We start from the raw sequence: 18,954 nt of genomic DNA on the forward strand, positions 1-18,954 counted from the left end.
CGGCATCGGTCGCGGACGAGAGTGGACAGCGGTCCGATGCGCATCAGCCGATCGGATGACAAGCGGAAGCCGGTCCGGGGGCGGGGCGGTCTTGAGCACGCAGAGAGGATCGAGGTCAGGACAGGTGGCCGCGAGGCCGTGGAGCGGATGAGGGGTACGGGATGAAGGACGTCGATCGCCGGTTGCTGGACGCCGCGCGGGCCGGGGACGCCGTTGCCGTACGGGCGGCGGTCGAAGGGGGCGCGAACGTCGAGGTGCGCGACGAGGAGCTGCGCACGCCGCTGCTCCTCGCCTCCCTCGCGAACCACGTGCAGGTGGCCAGGGTGCTCGTGGCGGCGGGCGCCGACGTCGACGCCCAGGATGCCCGCCGGGACAGCGCCTGGCTGGTCACCGGGGTGACCGGCAGCGTGGCGATGCTGCGCGTGCTGCTCCCGGCAGGGCCGGACCTGCGGCGCACCAACCGGTTCGGCGGCGTGTCGCACATCCCGGCGAGCGAGCGCGGGCACGTCGCGTACGTACGGGAGGTACTGGCGGTCACGGACATCGACGTCGATCACGTCAACCGGCTCGGCTGGACCGCCCTGCTGGAGGCCGTGATCCTCGGCGACGGGGGCCCGGCCCACCAGGAGATCGTACGGCTGCTCCTCGCGGCCGGCGCGGACCGGGAACTGGCGGACGGCGACGGGGTGACGGCGCTCGCGCACGCGGAGCGGCGTGGATACGCGGAGATCGCGGAGTTGCTGCGGTGAGGGCGCCGCGCGTACCCCAGGCCGGAAGGCATCGGCCGGCGCTGGTCCTGGCCGGGGTTGCCGTGCTCGCCGGGTGCGCGGCGGGCGGTGGCGGTGGCGGTGGCGGTGGCCATCGTACGAGCGGCCCGGAGGGGGCCGGGGCCGCGGCGGCACCACGGGTCGAGTCATCGGCGGCCGACGCGGCCGTGCCGACGGCGCACGGCACGCTCCTGGTCACCGACTTCGCCGGCTCGACCGTGACCTTCGTGGATCCCGCGCGCGGCCCGGTCGGCTCGGTGGAGGTGGGGACCGCCCCGTACGGGCTGGCACTCGGCGCGGACGGGCGGGCCTGGGTCGCAACGGCGGAGGGGGTCGCGGTGGTGGACACCGCCACCCGCACCGGCCTGGACCGCATCCCGTACCGCACCCGCAGCGGGCCCGTGACCACCGGCGAGTACCGGGGCGGCGGGATGGGCATCGCGCTCGCGCCCGACGGGCGGCGACTGTACGTGGGGGTCAACGTGCCCGGCGGCCCGGGGGTGCTGTAGGTCATCGACACGGCTACCGGGCGGTGTCCGCCGCGGCCGACAGCCCGAGGTCCTGTAGAGCCGACGGCAGCCCCGACAGGAACAGCGTCTCCGCCTCGCTCGGATTCAGGCTGGTGAGCCGGGTCCGGTAGCCGGGGGCCAGGGAGTAGCCGCCGAACCGGCCGCGCTCGGACCTGACCGGGATGCCGGCCTCTTGCAGGGCTTGGGCGTCGCGGATCACGGTCCGCTCTGAAACCTCCAGCTCGCGGGCGAGGGCGGCGGCGGTCAGGCCGGGGGTGGACTGGATGAGGAGAGCCATACGGACAGGGCGTGCGGCACGCATGCTCCAAGGATCACGGACGCCAGGCCACCCCGGCGGCATCGGTCCTGCCCGCGCCGGCACCGGCGCGTGGATCGGCGCCGACGCGCGGAAGGGCCCGTACGGTCCTCCGCGCGCCGGCGGCTTCGTGCCCTCGGCGCCCGATCAGCCCACCGGTACGGGCCGCTCCTTGTCGTCGGCGCGCCCGGTGTGCCCGTTGTGTCGGTTCTCGCCGGTGTGGACGGCGGTGCGGTCCGTGCGCCGCGGCCGTACCGGCCACCAGATCGACCGGCCCAGCAGCGCGGCCAGCGCCGGAACCAGCACGACCGACAGGACAAACGCGGACAGCATGATCCCGAGCGCCGTCGCGAAGCCGATCTCCTGCGTGCCCGGATTCGGGTTGACGGCCAGGCTCCCGAACGAGGCGGCCAGGACCAGGCCCGCCGTCGCGATGGCCGGAGCGGTGTGCCGTACCGCCCGGGCCACGGCCTCCCGGGCCGGACCGGGCTTCTCCATCTCCTCCCGTATCCGGTCGCTGATCAGGATGTTGTAGTCGGTGCCCAGCGCGACCACGAACAGGAACAGCACCAGCGGCAGCATGAAGTTCACCCCCGGCCGGTCCAGCAGGTTCTGGGAGACCAGCGCCGACGCGCCGAGGGTCGCCGCGAAGCTCAGGCCGACGGAGATCATCAGGACCAGCGGCGCGAGCAGGCTGCGCAGCAGCAGGAGCAGTATCAGCAAGATCAGCCCCGCGGCCACGGGAAAGACCACCTTCAGATCGCCGGAGACGGCGGAGGAGATGTCGGCGAAGAGAGCGGCCGTGCCTCCCACGTGCGCCTCAGTGCCCTCGGGCCGGTGCGCGGCCACTGCGTCCCGGACCGGTCCGGACACCAGGTCGCGGGCCTGCTGCTCCTGCGGATCGGCGGTCAGGAACAGGTCGATCCGCGCCGCCCTGCCGTCCTCGCTGGGTACGGCCGGGGCGATCCGGCCGACACCTTCGACCGCTGCGAGCGCCTTGGACAGTCCGCCGAGCGCGTGGACGTCGAGCCTGCCGCCGTCGGAGGCGGTGACGAACACGGTGGTCGGGTCCGACACCCCGGCGGGCAGGGTGCGCGCGATCTCGGCCGCCGTGCGGGCCGCTGCCGTACCCGTGTCGCCCGCGCCACCCGGCCCGTAGTCCGTCTGCATCGCGGCCAGACCCGCCGCCAGCGCGCCGAGCACCGCCAGCGAGGCGAGCACCATCGTCACCGGACGCTTCGCCACCTGGCGGCCCATCCGCCCGGCCATGCCTTCGGGGGGCTCACGGCGCAGGCCGCGCGAGGGCCAGAACATCTTCCGCCCTGTGACGGCCAGCAAGGCCGGCATCAGGGTGAGACTGCCCAGCAGCATCACCAGTACGGACACGGCGATCGCCGGGCCGAGCACCCGGAACTGGCCGAAGGACGCGACCCCGAGGGTGGAGAACGCGGCGACGATCGTCAGCGCCGCGGAGGTGACCGCCATACCCACCCGGCCGGCGACCTCGGCCGCCGCGGCGCGCCCGGTCTGCTCGGGGCGGGCGCGCAGCTGCTCACGGAAGCGGAACAGCAGGAAGAGGAAGTAGTCGATCCCGATCCCGATCAGCACCACGTTGATCAACTGCGGGGTGGAGGCGTCGAGTCGGACGCCGGTGAGCAGGGAGGCGCCGACCACCACGCCGGCCGCCGCGCCGCCGATCACCGACACCACGAGCAGCGGCACAAGTGCCGCCAGGACGCTTCGGAACACCAGGACGTGCAGCAGCACGATCACCGCGAGCATGGCGATGCCGACGACCGTCGAACGGGTCTTCTCGGCATCGGCGGTGTCCACGCTGTTCGCGAGCCCGGCCGTGAACCCGGTCCGCAGCCCGGCCTCGGTGAACTCGGCCCGGGCCTGGTCCCGGAAGGCCCGGTACAGCTCCTGCATTCCGGGATCCAGGGGATTGCCGGTCAGTTCGACCGACAGCAGCCGGAAGCTCCGGTCCGGGGCCGTCATCGCCGGGCTGACCCGGGGGACCTGCGAGTGGTCCTTCGTGAAGGGCGGCGTCTCTTCCGTCTTCGGCATAGCCACCTCGCGCCGGGCGAGCTTCGCGGCCTCGGCGTCGATCAGCAGCTCGTCGGACTCGGACAGCTTCGCCCCGTCCGCCCGGGCCACCAGCATGGTGAGCGGATTGGCGTCGGGCTTGACCCCGAAGTGCTCCTCGGCGACTTTCAGCGCCGCCGCGGAATCGTAGGTGGCGGGCAGGAACTCGCCCGTACCGGGCTGCGTGACGCGGAAGACGAACGCCTGGCCGAGGATGGTCGTGGCGATGCCCAGCACCGCCCAGAGGGCGATCACCTTCCAGGGACTTCGGGTGGCGAAGCCGGTCAGGGCGCGGATCACAGGGTCCTCCGTAACTCGATCGACCGGGGGTTCCCGGACGTTGTCCAGCTCATCAGCGCCCGCGCCGCGAAACGTCGTTGCCGGGGAGGAACCCGCGCCCGGGACCGGGGTCCGGCGTACTCGCCGGACCAGGACCGGAGTCCTGGTCCGTCCTCCGCCTGCCGGGCTAGGAGGTGTCGTTTCTCCGCTGCGAGAATGGATCCTGTACGCGAATCGCGGCGCTCCGGTCCGGATCCGGCGGGCCGGTGACAGGGGGGACCGGCAGACATGCCGATACGCAGTGAGGGCCGGGCCGAGGAGGCGGGCGAGGGCGGGGCAGGGGCGGGCGACTTCGGCGAGGCCGACCGCAGCAAGCCGCGCCGTCCGGTCTTCGACTGGACCCGCAATGACGCGCTCGTGGCCATCGGGGCGGCCGTCAACGACCTGATCGGCTATTCGCTCGGCGCGGCGGACGACGGCCGGCCCGTCACCGTGCCGGCTCTCGTTCTCGTGGTCCTGGCTGCGCCCTGCCTGCTGGCCCGCCGGGCCAGGCCGGTGACCGTGCTCGGCGCCGTCCTCGTCCTCGGCGCGGCGCTGAACCTGACCACGCCGCAGGGCCCGCACTTCTCCGCTGCCTACATGGTCGCGCTGTACACCGTGACCCGCCTGCGCGGCCCGGCGGTCACGGCGGCGGCCGCCGTCGCGACCGTGCCGCTCACGATCATCAGCGGGGGCTATGGAGACTCGTCCGTCCTGCCGGGCCTGCTCGGCAACACACTCGCGGTGGTCCTCGTCGTCGGCACCGGACTGGTGGTGCGCCGCTGGCAGCAGGAGGCCGAGGCCAGGCGCACCCTGCTGGCCGACCGGGCGGTGGCCGAGGAACGCCGCCGGATCGCACGCGAGTTGCACGACATCGTCGCGCACCACATCACCACCATGCAGCTGATGGCCGGCGGCGCCCGGGCCAACCTGGCGCACGACCCGGGTGCGGCCCGCGAGGCGCTGGTCACCCTGGAGGACTCCGGGCGGATGGCGCTGCGGGAGATGCGGCAACTCCTCGACGTCCTGCGGGCCGGGGAGGAACCGGAGCAGGTCCCGCCGGCGCCGCAGCCCGGGACCGGGGACCTCGGCCGGATCATCACCGAGTCCCGGCTGGCCGGCACGCCCACCGAGTTCACCGTACGGGGGACGGCCCGCCCGCTGCCGCCGACCGTCGGCCTGACGGTGTTCCGGATCGTCCAGGAGGCCCTGACCAACTCCCGTAAGCACGCCGTCGGCGCGCGGACTCACGTACGGCTGACGTACGGTCCGGACGGCGTCGACGTGGAGGTACGGGACGACGGCGCGGGCGGTACCCGGCCGGGGGCTTCGCGGCCGGGCACCGGCAGCGGGTACGGTCTGATCGGAATGCGGGAACGCGTCGCGCTGCAAGGCGGCACCCTGGAGGCCGGCTCGTGCGACGGCGGCGGATTCAGGGTGGCGGCCAGGCTCCCGGCAGGCGACCCGGGAGGACAGTGAGAGGACCGACGCGGATGATCCGTGTGCTCATAGCCGACGACCAGCCGCTGGTACGGCGGGGCTTGGCCCTGATCCTGGCGCCCGACCCGGCGTTCGAGGTGGTGGGCGAGGCCGAGGACGGCGCCCTGGCCGTCGCCCTGGCCCACGAGCTGCGGCCCGACGTGGTCGTCATGGACATCCGGATGCCGGTCCTCGACGGCGTCCAGGCCACCGAAGAGCTGGCGCGGACACTGCCGGAATCCCGCGTTCTGGCCCTCAGTACCTTCGACATGGACGAGTACGTGGTCGCCGCCCTGCGCGCCGGCGCGTACGGCTTCCTCCCCAAGGACATCTCCCCGGAGGAGCTCATCGCCGCGGTGCACACCGTGCACACCGGCGAGGCCGCCGTCGCGCCCCGACTGCTCACCAGGCTGATCTCCACCTATGTACGGGGCTCCGCCCGGCCGCGCCCGGCGGCGACGGCTCCGGCCGGCCTCACACCGCGCGAGCTGGAGATCTGGCTGCTGCTGGCGACCGGTTTCGACAACGCGGAGATCGCCGGGGACCTGGACATCAGCGTCTCCACGGTCAAGAACCACATCACCGGCATCTTCACCAAGCTGGGCGTCCGCGACCGTGCGCAGGCAGTCATCGCGGCGTACGAATCGGGCCTGGTGGCGGCGGGTCACTCGAGCGGTTGACCGACCAAGTGCCCGCAGGGGACGGCCAGGTGTAGCGGGGGAAAAGCGGGCGGGGCGGCGGGTTCCCGGATGGTGCGCACCTTCGCGGTTGAGACGACCTCGGCCTCGGCTCAGGCACAGGGCCACGAACGACTCGTACAACGCAGCGACGTTCTTGTCACCTGGGCCGCCATCATCCTCAGGCGGCCTGCCACAGCTCGATCCGATTGCCTTCAGGGTCGGTGACCCGGCCGAATCGACCGACGCCCTCCATGCGCTGCGTCTCTTCGGCCACGTCCGCCCCCTTGGCACGCAATTGCGCGAGCATCGCATCCAGGTCGCGGACCCGAAAGTTGAGCATGGTTCGCTGGGCGGGGGACCCGAAGTAGTCGGTCTCGGACTCGAACGTCGCAAACACCGTCGGCCCGGCGCCCTGACGCCACAGGCCGTTCTCATCGGCGTCCAGGCCCAGGCAATCGCGATACCACGCGCTCAGGGCAGCCGGGTCGGCCGCCCGCATGAAGTATCCACCGATGCCAAGCACACGTTCCATGCAGACATCTTGCCGGCACGGCGATCGGCCTGGCCCTGGCCGGCACCACACCATGGCCCGCCTCACTCCCCCGTCTCCATCGCGTCCCAGAGCTCGGCGTGGTCCCGGTCCTCGCGCCGAGCGGCCAGCGTGGATCGGTGACGCGGGAACGTCGACACCCCAGCGTCTCCGGACGCCGGCGGCCTTCCCTCGCCCGCGGCACGGGCGGGGGACGGCTGCCGGCGGGTCCTGCACGTCAGGGGTGCGTCAGGCGTCCGGAAGGCGTACGCACTCGATCCGGTAGTCGCCGTTCTCCGGATCGATCGTGACCCCGTGGGCCTCGCTGTGGAAGCCGGGGAAGGCGCGGTCGAAGGCCTCCAGCGCGCCCAGGTAGCGCAGCAGCGGGCCGTCGGGGGCGCCGACGGACTCCCCGGGCATCAGTACCGGGATGCCGGGCGGGGTCACCGTGACCATCGCGGCCGCCACCCGGCCCGCGGCATCGGCCAGCCGCAGGCGTTCGGTGCCGCCCCGGATCAGCTGCTGGTAGCAGCGCTGGGGCGGCGCGACGGGCTCCGGGAGCTGCTGGAAGGCAGTGTCGAGCGCAGTGATCAGATCGGCGCGGGTGAGGTGCTCGTGCATCTCCTGGCACAGCCGGCCCAGGGTGGTGCCGGCGTACCGGCGCGGGAACTGCTCGACCAGACCGGGCAGGACCCGGTCCAGCGGCACGTCGGAGTCGTACAGGGCCTTGAAGTCCATGAGGGCGTCCATCAGGGTGCCCCACTTGCCCTTGGTGATGCCCATGGAGAAGAGGACGAGCGTGCTGTAGCTGTCGGTCTTCTCCACGACGATTCCGCGGTTCGCCAGGTACGCGGTGAGGATCCGCGCCGGGATGCCCCAAGGCGAGGTCTCGCCGGTGGCCGTAACGCCGGGACAGGTCAGGGTCACCTTGACCGGGTCCAGCAGGCAGTAGCCCTCGCTGAGACCGGCGAACCCGTGCCAGTCGGCGCCGGGCTCGAGGTGCCAGCAGCCGGGCTCACGGCTCAGCAGCGCGGACGGGGCGTCGGCGAACGGGATGCGTTCGCCGGTGCCCGGGTCGGTGACGGTGTCGGGCTGCCACACGCCGAAGAACCAGCCGGGCCGGTCGCCGGCGGCGGCGATCCGGCGGCCGGTACGGACGACGGCCTGGCGGAAGCGGATCGCCTCGGTGATCGCCTCGTCGATCAGCCACTGGCCCTGCGCGCCGTCCATCATGGCGGTGGCCACGTCCAGGGAGGCGATCGCGGGATAGAGCGCCGAGGTGGTGCCGTGCATCATGAACGCCTCGTTGAACCGCTCGTGTTCGACGGGAGCCCGGGGCGCCGACTTGACGTGGACCATTGCGCACTGCGAGAGCGCGGCCAGCAGCTTGTGGGTGGACTGCGTGGAGAAGACGGTGGGCCGGTCGGGCCCTTCGAAGGTGTCGGGGCCGACGGCCATTCCGTAGCGCCCGGCGTACAGGGGGTGGAAGCGCGCGTAGGCGAACCAGGCCTCGTCGAAGTGCAGACGAGGGGTGCTGGGGGCGAAGGCCCGGGCCGCCGCGACGGTGTCGTAGCACAGGCCGTCGTACGTGGAGTTGGTGAGGACCGCGTACTGGGCTTCGGGCGACACCGCGCCCGCCGTGAGCGGGTTGGCCGCGATCCGGGCGGCGACCGCCGCCGCGTCGGTCTCGGCCGGGGGCAGCGGGCCGGCCAGGCCGTAACCGTTGCGCGTGGGCACGAGGTAGACGGGGCGGGCCCCGGAGATCACCAGGCCGTGCAGCACGGACTTGTGGCAGTTGCGGTCCACCAGCGCGATCTCGTCGGAGGTCACGCTGTAGTGCCCCACCATGCGGTCGGCGGTGGAGTCGCCGTGCAGGACGAAGTACGTACGGTCGGCGCCGAAGACGCGGGCGGCGTTGCGCTCCGCCTCACCGATCGGGCCGCTGTGCTCGAAGAGCGATCCCAGCTCGCCGACCGAGATCGACAGGTCGCTGCGGAAGAGGCGCTCGCCGTAGTAGTCGAAGAAGGCTCGTCCGGCGGGGGACTTGAGGAACGCGACACCGCCCGCGTGCGCGGGGGTGTGCCAGGAGTACTCGTGGGCGTCGTCAAAACGGCGCAACGCCTTGAAGAACGGCGGCAGGACGTCCGTGTGGTAGGCGCGGGCGGCGGTGGCGACACGGCCGGCGATGAACGCGGGCGTGTCCTCCAGGGGCCAGATGTAGCCGACCACCGCCTCGGAGACCCAGAGGGGAAGGCGTTCGAGGTCGTGGTCGGCCTCTTCCGTCATGAGGAGGAAGACGGGCAGGTCTTTGAAACGGCGCGCGATGTAACGCAGGACGTCGGCGCCGCCGCCCTCGTCGGTGGCCCCGCGCCCGCCCCCGCCCCCACCGCCACCGCCACCGCCGCACGGAAGGTCCCATGCGACGACGGCGGCCGCGAGTCCCGCCTCGGTGTACAGGGTGGCCCGGGCGTCACCGGCACTGGCGGCCCATCGCGTCTCCAGCCCCTTGTTCGCGATCTCCTTGCCGATCCTGCGCAGTTGTTCCGAGCTCGCGCCGCCGCCCAAGGGGTCCTCGCGCAGGGCCAGCAGGACCGTGCCGTTCGCCATGACATCCGCCTTCATGTGATGGGGGGGGTGGAGGTGGGCGTCGTTGTGCCGCCGTGCCGACGGACCGCCGACTTGCGCCACAGTCTTCCGGCGGCTGTGGACGATGGGCGATCTTCGACACCTGCTTCACTCGCAGGAGGCACAGGAGGGGAACAAAATTGCCGAGACAGGATGAATTCCCCATTCCTGGTACCTGCGGCAGGGGTTCATGCCCTTGCCCACGATGCCCTCGACCCCCGACACGTCGGGCCACCACTCCAGCCGCTCCCCCGCGTCGGCAAGGTCCGTCGTCATCGGACACAGCATCCACGGGGCCGTTCTGCTCGAAAGCGGCGCCGCCCGCCGGCACGCCCGGGCCCGGCACCGACTCCGCAGCCTGCGGCAGCACCGGCTCCACCCGCGGCCACAACACCACCGGGGCCGTCTCCCTTCGGCGGGCACCCCCCTTCGGTCACCGACCACGGCGCGCAGTGCACTGCCCCCGCTGCCCTTTGTGCCATCGAGGTTGAGTGGTGCGGGCCGCTCACCGGGACTCCGTGCCTCAGGGGTCAGACAGGCGTACGGCCAGGGCGGCGACGTCGTCGTCAAGGCGGCCTCTGCTGTAGCGGAGGAGGTCGCGGTGAAGAGCCGTGAGCAGTTCGCGGGGCGGTGTCGGGGGCTGTCCACGCATCCAGGCTGCCAGCGGGAAGAACTCTCCGTCGCGGGCTCGGGCCTCGGCGATTCCGTCGGTATAGAGGAGCAACAGGTCGCCGGGGGCAAAGTCGAAGGTGTCGACGTTGTAGTGATCGCCGATCAGCTCCGCGAGGCTGAGCAGTGGCGAGGGGGTGTCGGGCTCGAGGACACGGAGTGTCCCTCGGTTCAGGAGCAGCGGCGGGGGGTGCCCGCAGTTGAGGATGCCGATACGGCTGCCTACGTGCGGGATCTCGACGAGAAGGGCGGTGGCAAACCGCTCCATCGGGCCCTCGGGCGGGAAGGCGGCGTTGTAACGGGTGCTGCTGGCGTCCATCCTGCGTGCGACGTTCACCATGTCGGTCTCGTCGTAGGCCGCCTCCCGGAAGGCATTGACGATCGCCGCGGCCGCCCCCACTGCCGGCAGGCCCTTGCCCCGCACGTCACCGATGAGCAGCCTGACCCCGTACGGCGTGTCGACCACCTCGTAGAAGTCCCCGCCGATGCGGGCCTCGGCCGCGGCCGCGAGGTACAGCGACTCGATCTCGACATTCCCGAAGCGGCGTGGCAGGGGGCTCAGCACCACCTGCTGCGCCGCGTCGGCGACGAGACGCACCTGGAAGAGGGTGCGCTCCCGCTGGAGCCGGAGATGGCTTCCGTACGCGGCGGCAACGGTGACCGCGACGATCCCCGCGGCCGTCCACCACGTTCCCAGATCGGGGAAGACGAGGCCGAGGCCGATCATCAGAAAGAGGCAGACCGTCCCGAGCAGGACGGTGGGGAGGACCGGCCACATGGCGGCGGCCAGGGCCGGCGCCGCGGGCAGGAGGCGACTGAAGGCCATCTCAGGCGGAGTGGCGTAGGCCAGGCTGGCGATCACGACGGTCAGAATGACCGGCGACAGCCGCACAAGCCACCCCCGGCCGTAGCGCCGAGGCAGCCGCGGCCGTCCAGACTCGATCACACCTCACATGATATGTGCGGAATAAGGGCATAGCGCCCTGGCGAGCAGAGTCGGCCGCCTACGCCTCCCGCCCCGCAGTCGATGAGCGCCCCTGCGGCCCGCGCCACTCGGACTTTGCTGTCGCTGATCAACCGTTGCCGGCACAGGGCGGCCGTCCGCCGACCTGGCGGCGTGGACGGTCGACACCAGGACAGAGAATCGAACACATGACGCAATTCGGGTGTGCGCACACCGATGCTCGCGCATTCCTGCCAGGCCGCGCTTCAGCAGCCGCCCCGGCACGCCTGACCATGCCCGAACCCGCACCACCGGGCGTGCCGGGTGGCGCCGCCAGGTCGCCGTGGCCCCAGGTCCACGACGGCGGACCTGGGGGCAGAGCCCGCCGGCTACGGCCGCGTGGCCACCGAGCGCCCGCCGTCGTACCCCTACCTCGAGCCCCCGGCCCTGCCCGAGGCACACATGCGCTGGCCTGGACCGCCAAGCCCAACCGGGCCGACGGCCCCGGGAGCCGACCCCCCGAAGCCGTCGTCCACGCATGGGGATGCCCCCGCACGCCCGAATGCGGGCCGGATCTACCTGGACCAGGCGCTCACCGAGCTTGCCCGCGCCACCGCGCTCCTGAGTTCCCCCGAGGCGCTGTGCACGAAGGTGGGAACGGGCACGGCCGTCCCCGCCCATTTCGCGTGGGCCGCCCGCGTGAGGTGCCGGCTCCCGCGGCACTAGCGGTCCTCCGCCGCAGCGGCGGGCTGTGCCAGGCATACCGCGGTGTGTTCCAGCCCAACGCTGTGGGAGCCCTTCACCAGGGCGATGTCCCCCGGCTCGATCAGATCGCGGACCAGGGTCAGGGCGTGGTCCCGGTCGCGGGCGCTGACCACCTGCAGGCGCGGATCGTCCTCCTGCGCGGCCTCGGCCAACGCCTGAGCGTCGGCGCTGCCGACCGCGATCAGCACGTTCACACCGGAGGCGGCGACGAGGCGGCCGACCTGCCGGTGTCCGTCGCCGCCGGCGGCACCGAGCTCCTTCATCTCGCCCAGGACCGCCACGGTCCGCCGTCCGTCGGCCATGGCCTCGAGTGCCGCCAGCGCTGCCTTCATCGAATCGGGGTTCGCATTGAACGCGTCGTTGATGACCCGCACCCGGTCGGGCCGGTCCGTGACCTCCATGCGGCCGGATGCCACCAGGACCGCGCGGGACAGCGCGTCCGCGGTCTTCTCCACGTCGGCGCCCAGCCCGATCGCGACGGCGGCCGCGGCCAGTGCGTTGGAGACGTGGTGTACCCCGTGCAGCGACAGTTCGACGCGCGCGTCGCTGCCGGCGGCGACGAGGGTGAACGAGGCCCGGCCCGCCGGGTCGAGGGTGACGTCCACCGCCCGAACGTGGGCGTTCCGATCGATGCCGAACGTCAACACCTGGGCGCGGGTGCGGTGGGCCATGGCAGCCACCAGCGGATCGTCGGCGTTGAGGATGGCCAGTCCCTTGGCGGGGAGGGCCTCGACGAGCTCGCCCTTGGCCTGGGCGATCTGCTCACGTCCGCCGAATTCGCCGACGTGCGCGGTTCCCATGTTGAGGACCAGGCCGACCATGGGTGGGGCGATGCGCGTCAGGTGGGAGATGTGGCCGATGCCGCGGGCGCCCATCTCCAGCACGATGTACCGCACGTCGCGGTCCACGTGGGTCACGGCCAGCGGCATGCCGATCTCGCCGTTGAACGACTTCATCGTCGCGATCGTCGGCCCGAGCTCGGGGAGCACCTGTGCGATCAGATCCTTCGTACCGGTCTTGCCCGCCGAGCCGGTCAGCCCGATCACCATCGCCTGCGGCACCTCGGCCAGCACCGTGCGGGCGAGCGCGGCGAGCGCGTCCAGTACGTCATCGACGACCACGGCAGGAACGCCGACGGGCCGGCCGGCAAGGACCGCCACGGCCCCGGCCTTCACTGCGTCCGCGGCGAAGGTGTGACCGTCGGCATGCTCACCGGCCAGCGCAGCGAACAGACCACCACGCTCGACCGCGCGCGAGTCGACGGCTGCAGGCGCGGTCACCAGCACAGACGGGTCCGGCACGTCGCACAGACGCCCGCCGCGCTGCGGCGGAGCCGTGGTCGGCCCGGATGTCCACGCTCCCCCCGACCGCCTGTCCGTCGCCCGCCGCCGATACCCCGCCCGTCGGCGCGCGTGCGTCGAGCAGGGCGCGCAGGGTACGTGCCGCCTCCTCGCGCTCGGCATCGCTCAGGGTCTCCAGCGCCTGCTCGAAGCGGGCCTGCCAGGCACCTTGCTGACTGATGCTCAGCCGCTCGTTCTCCTCACCGCCCCGGGCGCCCTCGAGTGCCGCCGCGCAGCGGTCGAGGCGCTCCAGCTCGACGCGCTCACGCTCCTCGTCGCCACGCCCGAACCACCGGGCGACGGCCTCCTGGAACCCCTGCCACGCGCTGGTCCCGGCCGCCTGGACCACCGCGGCGCCTCCGGCCGCGGCGAGTGCCACCAACCCCTCCGCCAACACCCGACCGCTCCCGTCCCTTTCGTGTCCGATGCACGAAACCGTAGTACCCGGCGCTACGCTCCGCAGGGCTTTCGCCAAGCCTCCGGGCGGCAAGGTCCCCTTCTCAGCGAGAGGTTGTATCGACAAGGTTGTCCCCACAAGGCGGGTCCGCCGGCAGCGGTGGTCGGCCAGGACACAGGCAATCAGGCCGTTGCCGGCGATGGCACGGGCCTTGTCCCGGGCGAGGCCTCCCACCGGGACCTCTGCATGGTCTCGTGGCCAACGCCGCACTTCCGCATGACAGCGCGCATCGACAAGCCGGCCCTGGCATTCACGGCGGATCGCCGCGTCGGCAGCGCCCGGGCCCCCTCGTCGTGCAGAGCACAGCCATGGTCTCGAAGCCGGCTGCGGACGGTCTCGTACAGGGCCTACCGCGTCCCAACGTGGTGAGTGGTTCCTTCGGCGATGGCCTGGAGCTTGTCCGGGTTGGCCACGTTGTGGATGGCGGTGATGCGGCCGTCGGCGTCGAAATCGAAGGTGACAGTGGCGATCACCCGGCTCGGTCCGCTGAACAGCATGCCGGGCCCGCCGTTTATTTCGACGAGTTCAGCGTTCATGTCGGCCGGCTCGATGCCCTGGTAGGTGACGGTGCCGATGGCCGCGAACCAGGCAGCCACCGTGGATGCGCCCACGACCGGACGCAGAGCCTGGCGGACCTTGCCGCCGCCGTCGGTCCACAAAGTGACGTCCGGGGACAGCAACTCCATCAGGGCGTTGACGTCACCACCGGTCGAGGCGGCGAAGAACCGCTCGGTGACCTCGCGCTGCCTCGAGCGGTCCGTGGGGAAGCGCGGCCGACGCGCCCGTACATGCTCACGAGCGCGGTGCGCGGCCTGCCGCACCGCGACTTCGGACCGCTCCACCGCCTCCGCGATCTCGGCATGGCTGAAGTCGAAGACTTCCTTCAGCACGAACACCGCGCGTTCGAGCGGGCTCAGCGTCTCCAGCACCACCAGCATCGCCATCGACACCGACTCGGCGTCCGTGACGGCCTCGGCGGCATCCCCGCCGGTGAGAATGGGCTCCGGAAGCCACGGCCCCACATACGTTTCGCGCTTGTACCGGGTGGAGCGCAGCCGTTCCAGCGCCAGATTCGAGACGATCCGCGTCAGGTACGCCTTGGGATCGGCCACCTGCGAGCGGTCGGCGGCCGACCATTTGATCCAGGCATCCTGGACCGCGTCCTCGGCATCGGCGGCGGTGCCGAGGAAACGGTAGGCCACTGAGAACAGCAGATTGCGGTGCTGGTGGAATATCTGCTGGTCAAGGTCCGCGGACGGCTGGGTCACCGTGCCCCCTGGACACGGGTGAAGCGGCCGCCGCGCGGCCAGAACGCGCCCGAGGCGGGCATCTTCTTCATACGGCCGTAGGTCGGCCAGGGCGAGGCAGTCACAGTCTCCTTATACCGTGTCGCCATACGGCCGGTCAGATAAATCCGCCGGGGGCTGTCGTCGGGGCGGGTGAACTGCACGACCGCGTCGTGCCGCCCCAGGCTCACCGGCGTGTGGTAGTAGCCGAAGCGGAAGGGCTTGGGCTGCTTGCCCTTCAACACACGGAAGATCGACACCGCGGCGTGCACGCCGGTCGGCATGCCGCCCTGGCAGGTGCCGTGCATGACGCCGTAGCCCTGGCGGACGGCGGCCGCGTCGCCCACGGCGTACACCTCCGGATGCGACACCGACCGCAGCGCGGCGTCGGTGACGATGCGGCCGCGCTCGTCGACGGTCAGCCCGGCGGCGGCCGCCAGCGGCGACACCCGCGTACCGCTCGTCCACAAGACCACGTCGGCGGGGATGCTCTCCCCGCCCGCCAGCTCGACCGCATCGGGCAGCACCTTCACCACCTCAGCCCCGCTGCGCACTTGGACGCCCAGGCGCTCGAGCGCGGAGTGCAGGTACCTCCTGGCCTTCGGGTTCATGGCCGCGCCGGGTTCGCTCCGGCCCAGCAGCACGACGTTCAGCCCCGGGTGCTGCTCGGCGATCTCCGCGGCCGACTCGATACCGGTGAGCCCGTTGCCTGCGACCACCACCGTGCCGCTGCCGAGCCGCGCCAGCCGGTCGGCCAGCACCTCGGCGTCCTCGGGGCTGTTCAGGGTGTACGCCTGGTCCTCGACCCCCGGCACCGCCGCTGTGTCGGCCACGCCGCCCAGCCCGTACACGAGCGTGTCGTAGTGCAGGATGCGGTCATCGTCGAGCCGTACGGTCCTCGCGACCGCGTCCACCGCCGTCACCCAGCCGCGCATGAACTGCGCACCCGTGCCGGCCAGTAGCTCCGGGATGCTCAGTTCGGCGAGCCGCTGCCCGGTCCCGGTCATGTGCAGCCGCATCCGTTCGGTGAACCGCTCCTGCGCGTTCACCAGGGTCACCTGCACGCCCTGGTGTCCCTCGACCCGGGCCGCGAGCTGGATCGCCGCGGACATGCCCGCGTAACCCGCCCCCAGGACCAGAACACGGTGCACAGTCGCCCCTGCTTCGTGCCGTTCGTTCATCGTTTCGCCTTCCTCCGCTTGCTGCTGACGACCACCAGATGGAAGCTGCAGGCCCGTTCGTGACATGCGGCCGATGTGACGCGCGACACAGCCGCCATGGCTGATGTCCACGGAGTCCCTCGTTCATCGTCAGCGGCCATCCTCCTCACGGACCTCGAACCCTCCAGGAAGCACGGTGGGCTGCGCGCCACCGCGACTGCCCTGGCTGCCGTGATCCTCGCTCTACGGAGCCGAATCCGCCGTCGCCTCCCCCGCGGCCGGCGGCGCCGCGCAGCAGGACCGGGCCACGGCGCAGTCCGCCGCCGACGTGGCCTCGGCGCGCGTGGCCGCGCGTCTCTACGGGCATCGCGTCGAGGCGCTCTCCGAGCGCTCAGAGACGTCGACGACGTGGGTGAACAAGGACGGTTCGCTCACGACCGAGGTGTCGGCCGGGCCGATCCGGTTCAAGGATCCGCTCACCGGCGACTGGCGTGACGTGGACGTCGCCCTGGTCGCGGCCCCCGACGGGTCCGTAGCCGCGAAGGCGCATCCGCAGGGTCTGCGGCTCGCCGGGAAGCCTCCGGCTCGGTGGTCGCGGCGAGCTTGGCGAACATGCCGTCGGCGGCGAGCAGATGCGCGCCGTACTTGCGGGCGAGCTTGCGCACGACCTGGATCTTCGGGTCCAGGTCGGTGCGCCACTCCTCCCGCTCCTTCTCGCCGATGAGCGCGACACCGGCACCGGCCTCGACGACGCCGTGGATCGGCAGGAGGAACGGCTCGATGAGGATCAGCTTGGTGCCCGCCTCGGCGAGGGGCGCGAGCAGGCGGTCATAACCCGCTTCGAACTCCTCCGCGGGGATCACGTACCCCTTCGGGTCCAGCGTGTGCCAGCCCATGTCGTTGACCCCGACGAGGATCGACACCACGTCCGGGCGCGCGTCGAGTACGTCCGTCTGCCAGCGGGCTTCGAGGTCCATCACCTTGTTGCCCGCGTTCGCGGTGTTCAGCCAGGTCACGGGCCGATCCGGGTGCCGGAGTCCCCACTCGCCCGCGACGCGCAGCGGGTAGCCGAACCCGAGGCCGTCTTCGCTCTCCAGCCGTCGGCAGTCGGTGATCGAATCGCCGGTGAACATCACGGTGCTTCCCGGCCGGACAGTGATCGTCATGTGCGCTCCTTGAACCAGGGTGAGGAGGGGAAAGCGGATGAGAACGTTGATGTTCCGGCGATCAAGAGATTTCGGGACCACCGAACCAGCGGCCGGCGGCCCGCTCGAAGGCTTCACCATCAGGGTGGCGATCACCTGCCCAGGCGACTGCGCCGTCAGGCCGGACCAGTACGGCACCCAGTCCAAGGTCGTTCCGCGCCGGGCCGGCGGCGTACCGTACGCGGCTCTCCCAGCGCATCGCCGAACCGCGCAGGCGTCGGTCGGCGCTGAAATCGAGCGCCACGCCCCGTCCGTCCTGCATCAGCTCGCCGAGGCGCGTGCCGTCCTCGAGGCGAAGGTCCGGGGCGATGCGGCCGACCAGCGGATGCTCGCTGCCGAAGTCGTAACGGACCCACGATCCCGACAGCCTCTCGAACACGTAGGTCGTTCCGTCACGGGTCCCGATGAGGTCGCGGACCACTCCTTGCATCGCCTGCCCATGCGGGTCCGGCCGCATGGCCTCCACCTGGGCGCGCGACCAGTCGAGCACCGCTGCGCCGATCGGATGGCGCTCGCCGGTGTACGTGTCGAGCAGCCCGTCCGGCGCGTGCCCGTGCACGGTCGCCGCGAGCTTCCAACCCAGGTTTATGGCGTCGCCGATGCCGGTGTTGAGTCCCTGCCCGCCAAGGGGCGAGTGGATGTGGGCGGCGTCGCCCGCGACCAGGACGCGTCCCTGCCGGTAGGTCGTCGTCTGCATCGCCCGGTCGGTGAAGCTCGAAGCGAGACGGACGTCGCTCACCGTCACGTCGGTGCCGGACACCCGGCGCAGAACCGTCTGGAGATGGTCGCGAGTCGGCTGCTGCGCGCGATCGAACGCGCCGCCGTCGAAGTCCATCATGCCGACGTGCCCTTCCGAGGAGGGCATTTGCATGTACATGCCCGTCGGCGTCAGGTTGAACCCGGGCCTCAGCTTCTCGGGATCAGCGATGGTCGCGTGCATGGTGTAGCCGGTGAACTGCGGCTCGGTGCCGACGAAGTCGAAGCCCGCGAGCCTGCGCACCGTACTGCGTCCGCCGTCGCAGCCGACGAGCCAGCGCGCCGCGTACGCGTCCGCGCCGGCTTGTGCGACCACGCCCTCATCGTTCTGGGCGATGGCCGAGACCGTGACGCCGCGCCTGACGTCCACGCCGAGCTTGGCTGCCTGCTCGGCCAGTACCGCCTCGACCGCGTCGAGGTGCGTCAGCACAACGTCCGGTGCGGGGCTGGGAAGCCGGAACGGCAGGGCGGTGACGTCGACCTTGGCCGGGTCGAGCATCATGCCGGCGAAGTGGCCCGCCCAGCGAGGGGGTGACGCCTCGTCCGCGTCGGGGTTCGCAGCGGGGGCGCCGCTGTCGCCCGACGCCGTCAACAGCGGGTGCAGCATCCCGCGGCGGTGGAACGCCTCGAGCGACGCGGCGGACAGGCCGCGCCTCCCCAGCGGTTCCGCCTTCCACGGGGAGCCGGGCTCCGGCTCCCGCTCGAGCACCAGGACCGAACAGCCCGCGAGACCAAGCTCGCAGGCAAGGAACAGACCGACCGGGCCGGCGCCCACGATCACTACGTCATGCACGATAGTTCCCCTCCCAGACCTACAGCCGGATGGGCACCCGGCCGTACCTCTGGAAATGTGCCGGACCGCACCGACATCGGACCGACAGTCCCCCGACAGTCCCCCGACATGCCACCGACACCGGGCATCCGCCGCCCCGATCACCCCTGGTCAAAGTGCCGATCAGCGAGGAGGAGGCTAGGGTCTGTTGCGAAAGTGCTGATCACAGCCACTCGTTGATGGCTGCGACCAGCACGGTTGCCTCGTAGCGGACGGCGAGTTTGTCGTATCTC

The 18,954-nt window shown here is 71.7% G+C and carries 14 protein-coding genes and 3 pseudogenes; 5 read left to right on the forward strand and 12 right to left on the reverse strand.

Features of this window, described 5'->3' with window-relative positions:
- Positions 1-161: 161 nt before the first annotated feature.
- Both AB0M76_RS36295 and AB0M76_RS36300 read left to right on the forward strand, forming a co-directional pair.
- Positions 162-749 (forward strand): ankyrin repeat domain-containing protein, encoded by a 588-nt coding sequence (locus tag AB0M76_RS36295; RefSeq protein ID WP_365957010.1) that lies wholly within the window; start codon positions 162-164, stop codon positions 747-749.
- Positions 746-1,273 (forward strand): annotated as a pseudogene (locus AB0M76_RS36300) (hypothetical protein); the annotation flags it as partial. The gene AB0M76_RS36295 and the pseudogene AB0M76_RS36300, both read left to right, overlap by 4 nt.
- A 19-nt stretch (positions 1,274-1,292) precedes the next feature.
- On the opposite strand, the pseudogene AB0M76_RS36305 reads toward AB0M76_RS36300, so the two are convergent.
- Positions 1,293-1,598: pseudogene (locus AB0M76_RS36305) on the reverse strand (HTH domain-containing protein); the annotation flags it as partial.
- 141 nt (positions 1,599-1,739) lie between these two features.
- On the reverse strand, positions 1,740-3,977 hold the full coding sequence (locus AB0M76_RS36310; protein ID WP_365957011.1) for an MMPL family transporter: 2,238 nt from the start codon (positions 3,975-3,977) through the stop codon (positions 1,740-1,742).
- Positions 3,978-4,244: 267 nt separating this feature from the next.
- Here AB0M76_RS36310 and AB0M76_RS36315 point away from each other — a divergent pair, with 267 nt between their 5' ends.
- Both AB0M76_RS36315 and AB0M76_RS36320 read left to right on the forward strand, forming a co-directional pair.
- Positions 4,245-5,474 (forward strand): sensor histidine kinase, encoded by a 1,230-nt coding sequence (locus AB0M76_RS36315; RefSeq protein ID WP_365957012.1) that lies wholly within the window; start codon positions 4,245-4,247, stop codon positions 5,472-5,474.
- A gap of 14 nt (positions 5,475-5,488) precedes the next feature.
- On the forward strand, positions 5,489-6,154 hold the full coding sequence (locus AB0M76_RS36320; protein ID WP_365957013.1) for a response regulator transcription factor: 666 nt from the start codon (positions 5,489-5,491) through the stop codon (positions 6,152-6,154).
- Between the two features lie 178 nt (positions 6,155-6,332).
- On the opposite strand, the gene AB0M76_RS36325 is transcribed toward AB0M76_RS36320, so the two are convergent.
- The 8 genes from AB0M76_RS36325 to AB0M76_RS36360 form a co-directional block, all read right to left on the reverse strand.
- Positions 6,333-6,686: a VOC family protein gene (locus tag AB0M76_RS36325; RefSeq protein ID WP_365957014.1), complete on the reverse strand. Its 354-nt coding sequence runs from the start codon at positions 6,684-6,686 to the stop codon at positions 6,333-6,335.
- Positions 6,687-6,932: 246 nt separating this feature from the next.
- A complete protein-coding gene (locus AB0M76_RS36330; protein WP_365957015.1) occupies positions 6,933-9,290 on the reverse strand; it encodes an Orn/Lys/Arg decarboxylase N-terminal domain-containing protein in 2,358 nt (785 codons plus the stop codon).
- 126 nt (positions 9,291-9,416) lie between these two features.
- Complete coding sequence (locus AB0M76_RS36335) at positions 9,417-9,584, reverse strand: hypothetical protein (RefSeq protein WP_365957016.1); 168 nt, start codon at positions 9,582-9,584, stop codon at positions 9,417-9,419.
- A gap of 247 nt (positions 9,585-9,831) precedes the next feature.
- Positions 9,832-10,923, reverse strand: a complete 1,092-nt coding sequence (locus AB0M76_RS36340) for a PP2C family protein-serine/threonine phosphatase (RefSeq protein WP_365957017.1) — start codon at positions 10,921-10,923, stop codon at positions 9,832-9,834.
- Between the two features lie 719 nt (positions 10,924-11,642).
- Positions 11,643-12,965: a UDP-N-acetylmuramoyl-tripeptide--D-alanyl-D-alanine ligase gene (murF, locus tag AB0M76_RS36345; RefSeq protein ID WP_365957018.1), complete on the reverse strand. Its 1,323-nt coding sequence runs from the start codon at positions 12,963-12,965 to the stop codon at positions 11,643-11,645.
- Positions 12,895-13,422, reverse strand: a complete 528-nt coding sequence (locus AB0M76_RS36350; RefSeq protein ID WP_365957019.1) for a hypothetical protein — start codon at positions 13,420-13,422, stop codon at positions 12,895-12,897. The genes murF and AB0M76_RS36350 overlap by 71 nt, the downstream gene beginning before the upstream one ends.
- Before the next feature lie 407 nt (positions 13,423-13,829).
- On the reverse strand, positions 13,830-14,750 hold the full coding sequence (locus tag AB0M76_RS36355; RefSeq protein WP_365957020.1) for an RNA polymerase sigma-70 factor: 921 nt from the start codon (positions 14,748-14,750) through the stop codon (positions 13,830-13,832).
- Entirely contained in the window at positions 14,747-15,949 is a 1,203-nt protein-coding gene (locus AB0M76_RS36360) for an FAD-dependent oxidoreductase (protein ID WP_365957021.1), read from the reverse strand. Before AB0M76_RS36360 ends, AB0M76_RS36355 begins: the two co-directional genes overlap by 4 nt.
- 205 nt (positions 15,950-16,154) lie before the next feature.
- Between AB0M76_RS36360 and AB0M76_RS36365 the strand changes: the two are divergent.
- Positions 16,155-16,505 (forward strand): annotated as a pseudogene (locus tag AB0M76_RS36365) (hypothetical protein); the annotation flags it as partial.
- On the opposite strand, the gene AB0M76_RS36370 reads toward AB0M76_RS36365, so the two are convergent.
- The gene (locus AB0M76_RS36370) at positions 16,405-17,229 is read right to left on the reverse strand and encodes a GDSL-type esterase/lipase family protein (protein WP_365957022.1); all 825 of its coding nucleotides are present in this window, start codon (positions 17,227-17,229) and stop codon (positions 16,405-16,407) included. The pseudogene AB0M76_RS36365 and the gene AB0M76_RS36370 sit on opposite strands and share 101 nt — an antisense overlap.
- A complete protein-coding gene (locus AB0M76_RS36375; protein WP_365957027.1) occupies positions 17,156-18,682 on the reverse strand; it encodes an FAD-dependent oxidoreductase in 1,527 nt (508 codons plus the stop codon). The genes AB0M76_RS36370 and AB0M76_RS36375 overlap by 74 nt, the downstream gene beginning before the upstream one ends.
- Positions 18,683-18,954 lie beyond the last annotated feature (272 nt).

This window comes from Streptomyces sp. NPDC051364, from assembly GCF_040682115.1.
In the GTDB taxonomy this organism is placed as follows: Bacteria; Actinomycetota; Actinomycetes; order Streptomycetales; family Streptomycetaceae; genus Streptomyces.

Excerpts from the sequence above, each read along its gene's own strand:
- AB0M76_RS36360 (WP_365957021.1), bottom strand. The coding sequence starts at position 15,949 with ATGAACGAACGGCACGAAGCAGGGGCGACTGTGCACCGTGTTCTGGTC.
- AB0M76_RS36295 (WP_365957010.1), top strand. The coding sequence starts at position 162 with ATGAAGGACGTCGATCGCCGGTTGCTGGACGCCGCGCGGGCCGGGGAC.
- AB0M76_RS36320 (WP_365957013.1), top strand. The coding sequence starts at position 5,489 with ATGATCCGTGTGCTCATAGCCGACGACCAGCCGCTGGTACGGCGGGGC.
- AB0M76_RS36325 (WP_365957014.1), bottom strand. The coding sequence starts at position 6,686 with ATGGAACGTGTGCTTGGCATCGGTGGATACTTCATGCGGGCGGCCGAC.
- AB0M76_RS36330 (WP_365957015.1), bottom strand. The coding sequence starts at position 9,290 with ATGGCGAACGGCACGGTCCTGCTGGCCCTGCGCGAGGACCCCTTGGGC.
- AB0M76_RS36335 (WP_365957016.1), bottom strand. The coding sequence starts at position 9,584 with ATGACGACGGACCTTGCCGACGCGGGGGAGCGGCTGGAGTGGTGGCCC.
- AB0M76_RS36315 (WP_365957012.1), top strand. The coding sequence starts at position 4,245 with ATGCCGATACGCAGTGAGGGCCGGGCCGAGGAGGCGGGCGAGGGCGGG.